Annotated in this window: 14 protein-coding genes; 6 read left to right on the top strand and 8 right to left on the bottom strand. The window is 70.2% G+C overall.

The window, feature by feature from the left end; genetic code table 11:
* Nucleotides 1-9 precede the first annotated feature (9 nt).
* The 4 genes from EZ242_RS10515 to EZ242_RS10500 form a co-directional block, all read right to left on the bottom strand.
* A complete protein-coding gene (locus EZ242_RS10515) occupies nucleotides 10-237 on the bottom strand; it encodes a hypothetical protein (protein WP_135285120.1) in 228 nt (75 codons plus the stop codon).
* Between the two features lie 239 nt (nucleotides 238-476).
* Nucleotides 477-1,466, bottom strand: coding sequence for an MBL fold metallo-hydrolase (locus EZ242_RS10510; protein ID WP_135285119.1), 990 nt, complete (start codon nucleotides 1,464-1,466; stop codon nucleotides 477-479).
* 57 nt (nucleotides 1,467-1,523) lie between these two features.
* Nucleotides 1,524-2,150: a TetR/AcrR family transcriptional regulator gene (locus tag EZ242_RS10505; RefSeq protein WP_135285118.1), complete on the bottom strand. Its 627-nt coding sequence runs from the start codon at nucleotides 2,148-2,150 to the stop codon at nucleotides 1,524-1,526.
* The gene (locus EZ242_RS10500; RefSeq protein WP_167784708.1) at nucleotides 2,093-2,611 is read right to left on the bottom strand and encodes a DUF2917 domain-containing protein; all 519 of its coding nucleotides are present in this window, start codon (nucleotides 2,609-2,611) and stop codon (nucleotides 2,093-2,095) included. The genes EZ242_RS10505 and EZ242_RS10500 overlap by 58 nt, the downstream gene beginning before the upstream one ends.
* A 107-nt stretch (nucleotides 2,612-2,718) precedes the next feature.
* Between EZ242_RS10500 and EZ242_RS10495 the strand changes: the two genes are divergently transcribed.
* On the top strand, nucleotides 2,719-3,702 hold the full coding sequence (locus tag EZ242_RS10495; RefSeq protein WP_135285116.1) for a LysR substrate-binding domain-containing protein: 984 nt from the start codon (nucleotides 2,719-2,721) through the stop codon (nucleotides 3,700-3,702).
* 50 nt (nucleotides 3,703-3,752) lie between these two features.
* On the opposite strand, the gene EZ242_RS10490 is transcribed toward EZ242_RS10495, so the two are convergent.
* From EZ242_RS10490 to ttcA, 4 genes are read right to left on the bottom strand one after another with little or no spacing between them, the layout of a single operon-like run.
* Nucleotides 3,753-4,916 (bottom strand): DSD1 family PLP-dependent enzyme, encoded by a 1,164-nt coding sequence (locus EZ242_RS10490; RefSeq protein WP_135285115.1) that lies wholly within the window; start codon nucleotides 4,914-4,916, stop codon nucleotides 3,753-3,755.
* Complete coding sequence (locus EZ242_RS10485; RefSeq protein WP_135285114.1) at nucleotides 4,900-5,541, bottom strand: histidine phosphatase family protein; 642 nt, start codon at nucleotides 5,539-5,541, stop codon at nucleotides 4,900-4,902. Before EZ242_RS10485 ends, EZ242_RS10490 begins: the two co-directional genes overlap by 17 nt.
* Before the next feature lie 38 nt (nucleotides 5,542-5,579).
* Nucleotides 5,580-6,221, bottom strand: a complete 642-nt coding sequence (locus tag EZ242_RS10480; protein WP_240787049.1) for a DUF4136 domain-containing protein — start codon at nucleotides 6,219-6,221, stop codon at nucleotides 5,580-5,582.
* A 43-nt stretch (nucleotides 6,222-6,264) separates the two neighbouring features.
* Nucleotides 6,265-7,179 carry a tRNA 2-thiocytidine(32) synthetase TtcA gene (gene ttcA / locus EZ242_RS10475; protein WP_135285113.1) on the bottom strand — a complete coding sequence of 305 codons (915 nt, stop codon included), beginning with the start codon at nucleotides 7,177-7,179 and terminating at the stop codon, nucleotides 6,265-6,267.
* Between the two features lie 89 nt (nucleotides 7,180-7,268).
* On the opposite strand from ttcA, the gene EZ242_RS10470 reads away from it, so the two are divergent.
* From EZ242_RS10470 to EZ242_RS10450, 5 genes are read left to right on the top strand one after another with little or no spacing between them, the layout of a single operon-like run.
* The gene (locus EZ242_RS10470; protein WP_135285112.1) at nucleotides 7,269-10,733 is read left to right on the top strand and encodes a response regulator; all 3,465 of its coding nucleotides are present in this window, start codon (nucleotides 7,269-7,271) and stop codon (nucleotides 10,731-10,733) included.
* Between the two features lie 37 nt (nucleotides 10,734-10,770).
* A complete protein-coding gene (locus EZ242_RS10465) occupies nucleotides 10,771-11,601 on the top strand; it encodes a CheR family methyltransferase (RefSeq protein ID WP_135285111.1) in 831 nt (276 codons plus the stop codon).
* A complete protein-coding gene (locus EZ242_RS10460; protein WP_135285110.1) occupies nucleotides 11,598-12,209 on the top strand; it encodes a chemotaxis protein CheB in 612 nt (203 codons plus the stop codon). The genes EZ242_RS10465 and EZ242_RS10460 overlap by 4 nt, the downstream gene beginning before the upstream one ends.
* The gene (locus EZ242_RS10455; protein WP_135285109.1) at nucleotides 12,206-13,345 is read left to right on the top strand and encodes a hybrid sensor histidine kinase/response regulator; all 1,140 of its coding nucleotides are present in this window, start codon (nucleotides 12,206-12,208) and stop codon (nucleotides 13,343-13,345) included. Before EZ242_RS10460 ends, EZ242_RS10455 begins: the two co-directional genes overlap by 4 nt.
* A complete protein-coding gene (locus tag EZ242_RS10450) occupies nucleotides 13,342-14,130 on the top strand; it encodes a sensor histidine kinase (RefSeq protein WP_135285108.1) in 789 nt (262 codons plus the stop codon). Before EZ242_RS10455 ends, EZ242_RS10450 begins: the two co-directional genes overlap by 4 nt.
* The last annotated feature ends 3 nt before the right edge of the window (nucleotides 14,131-14,133 follow it).

The raw sequence follows: 14,133 nt of genomic DNA, 5'->3' as shown, positions 1-14,133 counted from the left end.
GAGTGGGTTCTAAGCGTGAGCGTGGCCGGCATGCGCCCGGCCATGGTCCTCGCGCTCGCTGCGCTCCAGGTCGCCGACTTCGCGCTCCTTGGACGGCTTGGTGGCCTCGTCCTGCGGCCGGCGGTCGCCCTTGTCCATGCGGCCGCCGTCCTCGCTCTCCGGCCGCCATGGCTCCTCGCCGCGATGCCAGTCATCGCGACGCTGCAACAGACGCGGAATGGATCTCGATGTGCTCATGCCCGTCCCCTTTCGTCGAAGACGGGTCAGGCTAGGACGGCCGCGCAGGGCACGGCATCGGCCGAGGACCGGGACGGCTGTGGTCCAAAGCCTACGGCCGCGCCAGACGGCGCCAGTTGCACCTTCGATGCATCACGCAGGGGCTTAGTCCAGAGCCACCGCGGAACCGGCTTTGCCGGGCCGCTGGTGGCGCCCCCTTGAGGGGGAAGCGCCGAAGGCGCTTCGGGGGTGGGCTCGCTTCAGTCTTGCAGGGACGCCCACATCTCCTTGTCCCGCTCGGCGGTCCAGATGCGGGGGTTCTTGATGCCGCGGGCTTCGTCATAGGCGCGGCTCACGTCGAAGGGCAGGCAGTGCTCGTAGATGAAGACATGGCCGAAGACCGGGTCCATGCTCTTGCGGGTGTGGGCCATGGCCTGCTTCAGGTCCATGTCGGCCGCCGCCGCCTCGCAGGCGCAGCGGTACAGGGTCTCGACCCACTGCTTGGTGTAGTCGAGCGCCCGCTCGACTTCCGAGCGGCCTTTCATGGCCTCGCCGCGGCCGGGGACGATGGCCTCAGCCTTGAGCGCGCGCAGGGCCTCCAGCGTGGCCGGCCACTCTTCCAGGTGCGCGTCGCCCGTGTACACGCCCGCTTCGAACTCCACCAGGTCGCCGGAGTACAGGACCTTCTCCTCCTCGACCCAGGCGATGGTGTCGCCGCGGGTGTGGCCCGGGCCGGGATGCCAGATCTGCACCTTCACGCCCCCCAGGTCCACCACCAGCTTGCCGGGCACCTCGCCCCGGGTGGGGTCGCCGCCACCGATGACCATCGTGGGCCAGGTCAGGCCCGGCACGCTCTCGGCATTGCGGAACAGGCGCGGGAAGCGGTCCATCTCGGACTGCATGTCCTCCTTGCCGCGCTCGACGATCAGCTCCTGCGTGCCCTGGCTGGCGATGATCTCGGTCGCACCCTCGGCGAAGAAGGCGCTGGCGCCCAGCACGCGCACGGCGTGGTAGTGCGTCAGCAGCACGTACTTGATGGGCTTGTCGCTCACCTCGCGGATGCGGGCGATCAGGTCGCGGGCCATGGCCGGGGTGGCCGTGGCGTCGCTGACCATGATGAACTTCTCGCCGATGATGACGCCGGAGTTCGGGTCGCCCTCGGCGGTGTAGGCCCAGCAGTGGGGGCTCAGTTGTTCGAAGGTGATTTTCTTGTCGGCCAGGTCGGCCTGGCTGGCGAAGGCTTTGGACATCGTGTCTCCTCGGAGGCGCCGGCGGCGCGAGATGGACGGGATTTTACCTAAGCGTAATCAGTTACGCATTGTTGAACCGGGCATCGCCCCGTTCATGCCGTGGTCGAGCACCTGCACGACCTGCTCGGCAAAGTCGGCATAGCTCAGCGGCCCACCCGGGCGCAGCCAGGTGAAGGTCCAGTTGATCATGCCGAAGACCATCATGGTGAGGGCCGTCTGGTTGCGCGCGTCGAAGCGCTCCGGATAGGCCCTGCGCAGGAAGCGGGTGAAGGCCGCCACCACGTCGCGCTGGCGGTCCATGATGAGCTGGCGTTGCGCCTCGCCGAGGAACTTGGTGTCGTGCAGCAGCGCGACATGACGCGTGGCGGAGGTCTCGTACTCCTCCAGGAAGCCGCGCACCAGTTCGTGCAGCGCCGCCCGGTCGTCCAGGTCACGCCGCTGCGCGGTCGCTTCGGTCTGGCCGATCAGCGCGAGCAGGCGCTGGGTGTAGCGGTCCAGGAGGTCGAACAGGATCGCCTCCTTGCCCTCGTAGTAGTGGTACAGGCGCGCCTTGGAGGTGCCGCAGGCCGCCGCGATGTCGTTCATGCTCGCGGCGGCATAGCTTCGCTCGGCGAAGCACTGCGCGGCTACGTCCAGGATCTCGTCGCGCTTGAGGTCGTGGAGCTGGGACTTGGGGCGGGCCATGAAGCAGGGGGCGGGAAGGCCGCCGCATTATGGCGGCCGCCCAGCACCTCCCAGCCAAGCCGGGCGAGACCGGCGACCAGGCGGCCGAAGGCCGCGGCCGCGAGGCCCGCCGCCGCGCGCAGTTCCCGCAGCGGCTCCAGCACGGCGGCGGCGGCGGGCTGCGGCGCCGCCTGCGGCAAGGGCTCCCAGTCGAAGAAGACCTCCTGCCCGCGCCAGGCCTCCAGCACCACGTGGCGCCAGGCCCGCACCATGATCTGCTCGCCGGCCTCCAGCACGTGGTCCGCCCGCTCGTCGGGCGCCGCGCCGGCCGGGCCGCCCAAGGTGAGCCAGACCTTGCCTTGACGCACCCGCAGGACGCCGTGCGCGCGCGGGCGCAGGCTCATGGCCTGGCGGGCGGGCAGCTTCCAGGCGCCGGGGCAGGCGCTGGATTGATGCGCGGAAAGGAAACTTGCGGGGTTCATGGCAGGCTCCTGCGGGGAAGTTCGGCCCTGCATGATGGGCGCCCTGGCCTTGGCAGTCCAATGAATAGCAGCTAGGCTATTCATTCGTTCACCGCATCAATCCACGCATGCAGCATTCCCAGACCCACCTGCGCACCCGGCCGATCGCGGCGGGCCACCTGCGCGCCTTCGAAGCGGTGGCGCGGCACCTGAACTTCCGCGCCGCCGCCGAGGAGATGGCCCTGACCCAGTCGGCCGTGAGCCGGCAGATCCAGGCCCTGGAGGACGAGGTGGGCACGAGCCTGTTCCTGCGCCACACGCGGGCGGTGGAGCTGACCAGCGCGGGCGCGCAGCTGCTGCTGGCCGTCTCGCAAAGCCTGCCGCGCATCGACGGCGCGGTGCGCCAGATCCGCCAGAGCGCGGGGCGAAAGAGCGTCTCACTCACCACCTTCGCCTCTTTTGCGTCCATGTGGCTGATCCCCCGGCTGGAGCAGTTCCAGCGCGAGCACCCCGACATCGACATCCGCATCGACGCGAGCGACCTGGCGGTGGACCTCGAGATGGCCGACGTGGACCTGGCCCTGCGCTACGGGCCGCGCGCCACCATGCCGGCGCAGGCGCTGCGCCTCTTCGGCGAGCAGCTCACGCCGGTGGCCAGCCCCTGGCTGCTCAAGAGCGGCCCGCCACTGAAGCAGCCGGGCGACCTGGCGCAGCACGCGCTGATCGAAGCCGGCGATGCGCACCGCACGCACCTGCAGTGGCTCACCTGGCGGCGCTGGTTCGAGGAGCAGCAGCTCGCGCGCCTGCAGCCCAAGCGCTGGCTCTACTTCAACTACGCCTACCAGATGGTGCAGGCCGCGCTGACCGGCCAGGGCGTGGTGCTGGCCCGGCTGCCCATGGTGGCCGAGAGCCTGTCCACCGGCGACCTGGTCGAGCCGCTGCCCGGGCTGCGCATGAATTCGCCCATGGCCTACTGGCTGATCCTGGGCCCGCGCAGCGACCAGCGGCCCGAGATCCGGGCCTTCCGCGACTGGCTGCTCGCCGAATCACGGCTCACGCGCGAAGCCACCGGCGAGGTGCCCGACCCCGACACGGTGGACGACATCGACTGAACGAAGCTGCTGTGCGGCGCGGTACGGCGCCTTCCGAGCGCCCGCGGCGTTCAGGTCAGCGCGCCGCGCGCATCCACGCGCAGGATGCGATCGATCACGCCGCCCTTCAGCCCGCCGGCAACGCCGATCAGGTGCTCGTGCAGGTTGACGGTCGGATCGCAGTGACCCGGCACCAGCCACAGGCACTCGCCCAGCTGGGGCAAGGTGGGGCCGCGCAGGATGCCGTGCTCGTCGCCGCCGTTGAAAAAACCCAAGCCCTCCGGCGCTCCGTGCACGCGCGGCAGGCCCGACTCGATCGCATGGGCCTTGTGGCCCGCGTCGCAGACCGCGTGCGTGGCCGAGACGCTGATGACCTGCGTGCGCACGAAGAGCGCCGGCTCGAAGGCCGGCTGCGCGGGATCGCGCTCGTTGGCGGCGTAGTCGGCGTCCATGAACAGGAACGAGCCCGCCTGCAGCTCGCCCCATTCCCCGCTCGCGGCCTCGCACACCAGGGTCCCGGTGCCCGCGCCGGTGACCAGGGGCACGGCGATGCCCTCGGCGGCCAGCACGGCGCGTGTCGCCTGCACCGCGCCGGCAGCCAGGCCGATGGCCTCGCGCCGCTCGCGCGCCCCCCGCAGGTGCTGCGCCCCGCCGTGGTAGGCCTGCAGGCCGGCGAAGCGCAGCGCCGGGTGGCGGCGGATCTCGTGCACCAGGCCCACGGCAGCGGTGCCCGGCGCGACGCCGCAGCGGTGCTGACCGACATCCAGCTCGACGAACACGTCGATCACCGCCGCGACCCCGGTGTCCGCGCGCGCCGCGTTCATGGCCTCGGCCAGGCGGCGGATGCCCTCGGCGCTGTCCACCGCGATGGCGAGCTGGCCGCCATCGGCCGCGAGCCGATGCGCCAGCAGCGCCACCCGCGCGAGCTTGTGCGGTGCGATCACCTCGTTGCTGATGAAGATGTCGGTGATGCCGCCTGCTGCCATCACCTCGGCTTCGGCCGTCTTCTGCACGCAGACACCGCAGGCCCCGGCCTGCAGTTGCAGCCGGGCGATGGCCACGCTCTTGTGCATCTTGGCGTGGGGACGCCAGCGGATTGCGTGCTTGCGCGCGAATTCGGCCATGCGATTGAGATTGCGCTGCATGGCATCGAGGTCCACCACCGCCGCCGGCGTGTCGATGGCGTCCACGCCCTGCCCCACCAGCTTCTTCAGCTGCTCATAGCTTGTTCTCATCGATCGCGTCGTGTTCCAGGTGCAGGGTATCGGACCAGCCCACCACGCTCAGGCCCCCGGCGGACCAGAGCAGGCGGTTGATGGCGCCGTTCAGGAGCTCCCAGGTGCGGGGCGAATCGACCGCCTGCCCGGTGGCGACGCGGTACAGCGCGTCGAGCACGCCGCCGTGGGCCACCAGCACGATCTGCTCGCCCGCGTGCCGCGCCGCGATGCGGCCGACCGTGGACTGCACCCGCTCGCGCAGCACCAGCAGCGACTCCCCGCCTTCCGGCGGCGACCAGTCGGGCACGCGGCGGCGCCACAACTTCGCGTGCTCCGGCCAGGCGGCCTCGATCTCAGGGAAGGTCTTGCCCTCGAAGAGGCCGAAGTGCCGCTCGCGCAGCCCCGGGTCCGGCATGACGGCCACCCCCGCGGCGCGCCCGATGGCCTCGGCCGTGTGCCAGGCCCGCCGCAGGTCACTCGAATAGACCGCCGCGATGGGCTCCTCCGCCAGGGCACGGCCCACGCGCTGCGCCTGCCAGTGGCCGCGGTCGTTGAGGGCGATGTCGAGCTGGCCCTGGATCCGCGCGTCCACGTTCCATGTGGTCTCGCCGTGCCGCACGGCAATGATGCGCGTCGCTTCCATGGCCGTGCATTCTAGGCAGGCGCGCCGCAGTGCCCCGCTCAGCCCTGCTTGCCGCCGACCTGGATGTCCACGCGCCGCACGCCTGGCGGCGGCGTGGGAAAGCCCTGCAGGGCGGCCGTGAACATTGCCGGGAACACCGACGCGCTGTCGAGCCAGGGGCCGTCGTTTATCGCGCGGGTCTCGTACACCACCTGGTTGGTCTGCAGGTCCCGCAGCAGCACGCGGACCTCGCGGTGGTACCAGATCTGGTCGTTGCGCGGGAAGAACGGCCCGCCGATCCCCAGGCCCAGCGCCAGGCCGCGGTTGTAGCCGGTGCCCAGCCCCACGCCCCAGCCGGGGTGCCAGCCGCCGCCCCAGCCGAGCCAGGGGTCGGCCCAGGGCGAGAGCATGCGCTGCGTGCTGGCATCCAGCTGCACCGCATAGCGCGGCGAGGCATCGTCGCGGCGCAGGCCCGCCTGGAAGAGCGCCTGGTCGGCGAAGGATTCCAGCGCCACCTGCTCGGGCCGGCCCCGCTGCGAGGGCAGCCATTCGAATCGATAGGTCGGGCTCGGTGGCAGTGCCTGCAGGCTGGAGAAGGACTGCACCGCGTTGTCGAGCCGATAGCCCACCGCGCAGCCCGACAGCAGCGCGGACGCCAGCAGCAACACCACGCCGCCCCATCGCATCAGCGAACGTTTCATGAACTTGGCTCCCTGTGAGGCGAGCCGCCCCGACGGAGGCGCTTCAGAGGCGCACGACCTGCAGGCCCGGCAGCCCCGACGCCTCGAAAGCCTCGGCATCGAAGGCCTTGTCGCCGTCCGTGCAGGGCACGCCCGTCGGTTGGAGGCCCTTGAAATCGTAGTGTGCGGTGTCGGCCAGATGGGAAGGCACGACATTTTGTAAAGCAGAGAACATGTTCTCCAGCCGCCCGGGGTGCTTGCGCTCCCAGTCCTGCAGCATGGCCGCCACCTGCTTGCGCTGCAGGTTCTCCTGGCTGCCGCAGAGGGTGCAGGGAATGATGGGGAACTGGCGGTGCGCGGCCCAGCGCACCAGGTCCTTCTCGGCCACGTAGGCCAGCGGCCGGATCACCACGTTGCGCCCGTCGTCGCTCACGAGCTTGGGCGGCATGCCCTTGAGCTTGCCCCCGAAGAACATGTTGAGGAACAGGGTCTGCAGGATGTCGTCGCGGTGGTGACCCAGCGCGATCTTGGTGGCGCCCAGCTCGCCGGCGACGCGGTACAGGATGCCCCGGCGCAGCCGCGAGCACAGGCTGCACATGGTCTTGCCTTCGGGGATCTTGTCCTTGACGATCGAGTACGTGTCCTGGTTCTCGATGTGGAAGGGAATGCCCAGTGCGGACAGGTACTCGGGCAGCACGTGTGCCGGAAAGCCCGGCTGCTTCTGGTCGAGGTTGACCGCCACGACCTCGAAGCTTACCGGCGCGCGCTGCTGGAGCTTCAGCAGGATGTCCAGCATCGCATAGCTGTCCTTGCCGCCGGACAGGCAGCACATCACCCGGTCGCCCTCTTCGACCATGTTGTAGTCCGCGATGGCCTGGCCCATGAGGCGGCACAGGCGCTTTTCCAGCTTGTGCGTCTCGCGCTCGATCCTGGCGTCGCGCGGGGCGGAAGTGGGGGGGTCGATCCAGACGGCGCTCATGGCCGGGATTGTCGCACCGCGGGTTGCGCGGGAATTGATGAGCTGTCCTTTGCGGCACACTACCCTGTTGCTCAGGCACCGCTCACCCAATGACAACGACGCCGAACGACCCGCGCATCTTCCGCCGCCTCCTGACCCGCAACGTCGCCTTTCCTTTGGCCTTGGGCGTGCTGAGCGCCGGCTTGTTCGTCGGCCTCATTCTCTACCTCCTGGCCGCGATCTCGGTCGTCGAACGCACCGACCAGGTCATCACCCGGGCCTATGCCCTGCAGAACCTGGACCTCGACATGGAGTCCGGTTTGCGCGGCTACCTGCTCACCGGCGATGCGCGCTACCTCGAGCCCTACGAACGATCCCTGGCCAGCATGGCCAGCGCGCGCAGCCAACTGCGCGAGATGGTGGCGAGCAACCCGGCGCAGCGCGAGCGGCTCGAGCAGATTGCGGCGCTGCAGGAGCGCTGGAACCGCTTCGCCGTCGAGCAGGTCGAGCTCAAGCGGCGCGACAGCAGCTACAGCGGCGGCGCGCAGATCGACCAGGGTCGTCAGATCAAGCGTGCCATCCGCGACGAGTTCAGCGAATTCGTGGCGCTGGAGCGGCGCCTGCGTCTGGAACGCGTGCAGGAAGCCAATCGGAACGCGATCTGGGCGGTCACCCTGTTCGTGGCGTTCATGCTCGGCGTTGGCGTGCTGCTGGCCTGGCGCGGGCGACGCGACCTGCTTGCGCTCTCGGGCAGCTACGAGCACGCCTTCCAGGAGCAGCAGCGCCAGGCCGAGGTCCTGCAGGCGCAGGCCTGGCTGCGCGAAGGCCAGACCCGCCTGGGCGAGCGGCTCGCGGGCGAGCAGGCGCTATCCGGCGTCGCGCACGGGGCGCTCGAATTCCTCTCGCGCTACCTCGGCATCGCCGTCGGCGTGGTGTACATCCCGCAGGAAGACGGCAGCTTCGTGCGGGCCGGCACCTGGGGCTGGTCGCCGGAGTTCGACTCCGCCTCCGCCCGCGTCCCCGCCGAGCGCACCCTGATCGCCGAATGCGCGGCGCAGCGCCGCCAGCTCACGCTGGAGGCCGTGCCCGCGGACTACCTGCGCGTCAGCTCGGCGTTGGGCCACTCGACCGTGCATTCCGTGCTGATCGCACCCATCGAGCACGAAGGGCGCCTGAGCGCCGTGCTCGAGGTCGGCTTCCTGAGGCCGCTGGCCGAGCGCGACGGTGAGCTGCTGCGCGTGGCCGGCGGCATCGTCGGCGCCTCGATCGAGGCGGCACGAACCCGGCGCCGCCTGCAGGACATGCTGGAGGAGACGCAGCAACTCAACGAGGAACTGCAGGTACAGCAGGAGGAGCTGCGCACCGCCAACGAGGAGCTGGAGGAGCATTCCCGCGCGCTCAAGGAATCGCAGGCCAACCTGGAGAACCAGCAGGCCGAGCTGGAGCAGACCAACCTGCGCCTGTCCGAGCAGACCGAGCAGCTGGCCGACCAGCGCGACGAACTGCGCGAAGCCCAGGACCAGCTTCAGGCCCGCGCCGAGGAGCTGCAGCGCGCGAGCCGCTACAAGTCCGAGTTCCTCGCCAACATGTCGCACGAGCTGCGCACGCCGCTCAACAGCGCCCTGATCCTCTCGCGCCTGCTGGCCGACAACGCGGCGGGCAACCTGAGCGAGGAGCAGGTGCGTTTCGCCGAGTCGATCTACTCCTCGGGCAACGACCTGCTGAACCTGATCAACGACGTGCTCGACATCGCCAAGGTGGAAGCCGGCAAGCTGGAGGTACGGCCCGAAACCGCCCCCGTCGCGGGCCTGCTCTCCGGCCTGCGCGCCATGTTCGAGCCGCTCACGCGGCGCAAGGGGCTGCAGTTCGAGCTGACCCAGGCGCCCGACGCGCCGGCCCAGTTGTGGACCGACCGCCAGCGCATCGAACAGATCCTCAAGAACCTGCTGTCCAACGCCGTGAAGTTCACCGACCAGGGCAGCGTGCGCGTGACCGTGCGCGGCGAGGACGGCCAGGTCGCCTTCGAGGTGCAGGACAGCGGCATCGGCATCGAGCCCTCCCAGCAGGGCCTGATCTTCGAGGCCTTCCGCCAGGCCGACGGCACGGTGGGCCGGCGCTACGGCGGCACCGGCCTGGGGCTGTCCATTTCCCGCGACCTGGCCCACCTGCTGGGCGGCAGCCTGTCGGTCAGCAGCGAGCCCGGCCAGGGCAGCACCTTCGTGCTGCGCCTGCCCCTGCAGTACGAGGGCCCCCGGGAGGACGCGCCCGCCTCGCTGTCCGCCGCGGCGCCCGCGCCCTTCGCGACGGTGCCGACGCCGCCCGCGCCAAAGGCGCCCCCGGCGACGGCGATCCATGCCGCACCGGCCTTCCCGGACGACCGCGAGCAGCCCGCCGACACGCGCCGCACCGTGCTGGTGGTGGAGGACGACGAGAAGTTCGCGCACATCCTCTACGACCTCGCCCACGAGCTGGGCTACCGCTGCCTGGTCGCCCACCACGCCGAGCAGGGCCTGCAGCTGGCGGCGCAGCACCAGCCCCAGGCGGTGCTGCTGGACATGCGACTGCCCGACGGCAGCGGCCTGTCGGTGCTGCAGGCACTCAAGGACGATCCGCGCACGCGCCACATCCCCGTGCACGTGCTCTCGGTCGAGGACCGCGCCGAGACGGCCTTGCAGATGGGCGCCGTCGGCTACGCGCTCAAGCCCGCCACGCGCGAGCAGCTGCACGAGGTGTTCGATCGGCTGGAGGCCAAGCTGAGCCAGAAGCTCAAGCGCGTGCTGCTGGTGGAGGACGACCAGCGCCAGCGCGAAAGCGTGGCGCGCCTCATCGGCGAAAAAGGCGTGGAGATCACGGCCGTGGCGCAGGGCAGCGAAGCGCTGCAGGCGCTGTCCGAGGCGGTGTTCGACTGCATGATCATCGACCTCAAGCTGCCCGACATGAGCGGCCAGCAGCTGCTCGAACGCATGGCCAGCGGCGAGAGCCGCTCCTTCCCGCCGGTGATCGTCTACACCGGCCGCAACCTCGACCGGCAGGAGGAAGCGCAGCTGATGCGCTACTCGCGCTCCATCATCATCAAGGGCGCGCGCTCGCCGGAGCGGCTGCTCGATGAGGTCACGCTCTTCCTGCACCAGGTGGAAGCCGACCTGTCCAGCGAGCGCCAGAAGATGCTGCGCACCGCCCGCAACCGCGACAAGGCTTTCGAGGGGCGGCGCCTGCTGGTGGTGGACGACGACGTGCGCAACATCTTCGCCCTGTCCAGTGCGCTGGAGCAGAAAGGCGCGCAGGTGGACGTGGCGCGCAATGGCGTCGAAGCGCTGCAGCAACTGAACCGCGGCGAAAGCTACGACCTGGTGCTGATGGACATCATGATGCCGGAGATGGACGGCTACACCGCCATGCGCGAGATCCGCCGCAGCCCGCGCTGGCAGAAGCTGCCCATCATCGCCATCACGGCCAAGGCCATGCGCGACGACCAGGACAAGTGCCTGGCCGCCGGTGCCAGCGACTACCTGGCCAAGCCGATCGAACTGGAGCGCCTGTTCTCGCTCATACGGGTCTGGATGCCCAAGCTATGACCTCTCGCGCAGCGTCGCACGACCGTCCGGAGCACGCGTGCCCAGCCTGACTGACATCGAGGTGCGCCTGCTGGTGGACGCCATCTACCTGCGCTGGGGCCATGACTTCCGCGACTACTCGCTGGCCTCGCTGCACCGGCGTGTCCAGCATGCCCGCGAACAGATGGGCTTGCCGACCATCTCGGCCCTGCAGGACCGCGTGCTGCACGACGCGGACGCCTTCGCGCAGGTGCTGCAGTACCTCACCGTGCCGGTCAGCGAGATGTTCCGCGACCCTCCCTACTTCCTGGCGCTGCGGGGGCAGGTGGCGCCGGTGCTGCGCACCTATCCCTCCATCAAGGTCTGGGTGGCCGGCTGCAGCACCGGGGAGGAAGCGTATTCGCTGGCCATCCTGCTGCGCGAGGAAGGCCTGCTGGACCGCGCCATGGTGTATGCCACCGACATCAACCAGTCCTCGCTGGAGCGCGCCCGCAAGGGCATCTACCCGCTCGAGAGCATGCAGCTGTTCACCCAGAACTACCAGCGCGCCGGCGGCACGCAGAGCTTCTCGCGCTACTACACGGCCGGCTACGGCGGCGCCGTGTTCGACCGCCAGTTGCGCGAGAGCATCACCTTCGCCGACCACAGCCTGGCCACCGACAGCGTATTCGCCGAGACGCACCTGGTCTCCTGCCGCAACGTGCTGATCTACTTCAACCGCAAGCTCCAGGACCGTGCGATCGGCCTCTTCCACGAGTCGCTGGCGCACCGCGGCTTCCTCGGCCTGGGCTCCAAGGAGACGCTGGACTTCTCGGCCTGGGCCGGCCACTTCGAGCCGGTCGCCAGGCGCGAACGCCTCTTCCGCAAGCTGCCGGGAGCCGCACCATGAGCCGCGACAGCCGTAGCGACATCGCCGCCGCGCTGGCTCGGCGCCGCCTCGGCTGCGTGGCCATCGGCGCCTCGGCCGGCGGCATCGACGCGCTCTTCACGGTACTGGAGGACCTGCCCGCCAGCGGGCCCGTCCCCCTGGTCTGCGTGCTGCACCTGCCAACCGGGCACGACAGCAAGCTGGCCGAGATCTTCGGCGCGCGGCTGCGCCTGCGGGTGACCGAGGCCCGTCCGGGCGAAAGGCTGGCTGCCGGCACGCTCTACTTCGCCCCGGCCGACTATCACCTCCTGGTCGAACCGGACCGCAGCTTCTCCCTCAGCTGCGAGGCGCCCATCAACTACTCGCGCCCGGCCATCGACGCGCTCTTCGACTCCTGCGCCGAGGCCTTTGGTCCCGCCCTGCTGGCCCTGCTGCTCACGGGCGCCAACGACGACGGCGCCCGCGGGCTGGCCCGGGTGCGCGCGGCCGGCGGCCTGGCCGTGGTCCAGGACCCCGCCGAGGCCCAGCACCCGGCCATGCCGCAGGCCGCCCTGGACCGCGCCGGCGCCGATCTGGTGCTGCCCCTGTCCCGCATCCGTGAACTCCTTGCTACCCTCATGCGCTCATGACGACTTCCGCATCGCCCGTGAAGATCCTGCTGGTCGATGACCTGGAAGGCAACCTGGTCGCCCTGCAGGCGCTGCTGCGCGCGGACGGCCGCGAGATCCACCTGGCGCGCTCGGGCGACGAGGCGCTGTCGCTCATGCTGGAACACGAGTTCGCGCTCGCGCTGGTGGATGTGCAGATGCCGGGCATGAACGGCTTCGAGCTGGCCGAGCTGATGCGGGGCACCGAGCGCACGCGCCAGATCCCCATCGTCTTCGTCACCGCGGCCGGCCGCGAGCTGAACTACGCCTTCCGCGGCTACGAAAGCGGCGCGGTGGACTTCCTGTACAAGCCGCTGGACGCCCACATGGTGCGCAGCAAGGTGGCCGTGTTCGTGGACCTGTTCCGCCAGCGCCAGGCCCTGGTGCAGGCCCATGCCGAGCTGCAGCGCGCCGTGCGCATGCGCGACGACTTCATGTCCATGGTCTCGCACGAGATGCGCAACCCGCTCAACACGCTGTACCTCCAGGTCCAGCTGCGCAAGCGCCTCATCGACGGCGGCAAGCCACCCGACGTGCCCGCGCTGCGCACCATGACGGAGAACGACGAGCGGCAGATCCACAGCATGATCCGACTGCTCGACGACATCCTGGACGTCTCGCGCATCCGCACTGGCCGACTGGCGATCACACCCGAGAAGATGGACCTGGCCGGGCTGGTCCTCCGCTCGGTCGAAGCCATGGGCGAGCAGGCCCGCAGTGCCGGCACGGAGCTGGCCGTACAGGCGCCGCCGGAGCTTCCCATGGTGGGCGATGAGCTCCGGCTGGGGCAGGTGGTCACCAACCTGCTGACCAATGCCCTGCGCTACGGAGGTGGGCGCCCGGTGCACGTGAGCCTGCGCGCCCAGGACGGCCGCAGCCTCGTCAGCGTCAAGGACCAGGGGCCGGGCATCGCGCCGGCCGACCAGGAGCGCATCTTCGGCCAGTTCGAGCGCAGCGCCTCGGCGGGCTCGGTGCAGGGGCTCGGCCTGGGGCTGTACATCAGCCAGCAGATCGTGCAGGCGCACGGCGGCTGCATTTCCGTGCGCAGCGAGCCGGGACAGGGCGCGGAATTTCTGGTCAGCCTGCCGCTCCACGCAGCAACACAGGCCAGCGAATGACGCTCCCCGAGCCGCCCGATTGCACCCGCTGTGCGGATTCGGCGGCCCGGCTGGCGCAGGCCGAAGCGGCGGTTCGCGCCCGCGACGAGTTCCTGGCCGTGGCGGCCCACGAACTGCGCTCGCCCTTGAATGCGCTGGGCCTGCAGCTGGCCGTCCTGGAACGCGAGCTCCAGCGACTGGGCGATGCGCGGCTGATCGCGCAGGTCGGGCGCGCCCGGCGCAACGTGGACCGCTACGTGCGCCGCGCCGGCGCGCTGCTGGACGTGAGCCGGCTCGCCTCCGGCGAGCTGGAGCCGGTGCGGGCGCCAGTGCGCCAGCGTGAGGTGGTCGAGGCGGTGGTCGAAACCTACGCCGACGAGGCGGCCTTCCACGGCGCCCTTCTGGAATACGAGCTGCAGGGCGATCATGTCGGTCTCTGGGATGAGCGCATGGTCGAGGAGATACTCTCCAACCTGGTCAGCAACGCACTTCGCTATGGCGCGGGCTCGCCGGTGCGGGTGCGCGCGGGCGGGCAGGACGGCGGCACAGCCTGGTTCAGCGTGGCCGACGGCGGACCGGGCATCGACCCGGCACAGCGGGCGCGAATTTTCGAGAAGTTCGAGCGGGTGGTGCCACACTCGCGCGATCGCGGCGGTTTCGGCCTGGGGCTGTGGATCACGGCCGGCATGGTCCGCGCGCACCAGGGCGAGATCGAGGTGCGCACCCCGCAGGCGGGCGGAACGGAATTCGTTGTCCGGCTGCCCCTGCATCCCGAACAGGCGTCGCCAGAGGAGAGGCGGACTTGAACA

The sequence above is a fragment of the Ramlibacter rhizophilus genome (assembly GCF_004681965.1).
Lineage (GTDB): Bacteria > Pseudomonadota > Gammaproteobacteria > Burkholderiales > Burkholderiaceae_C > Ramlibacter > Ramlibacter rhizophilus.
Note: the sequence above shows the minus strand (reverse complement) of the source record. Positions and strands in the feature narration are given on the sequence as shown.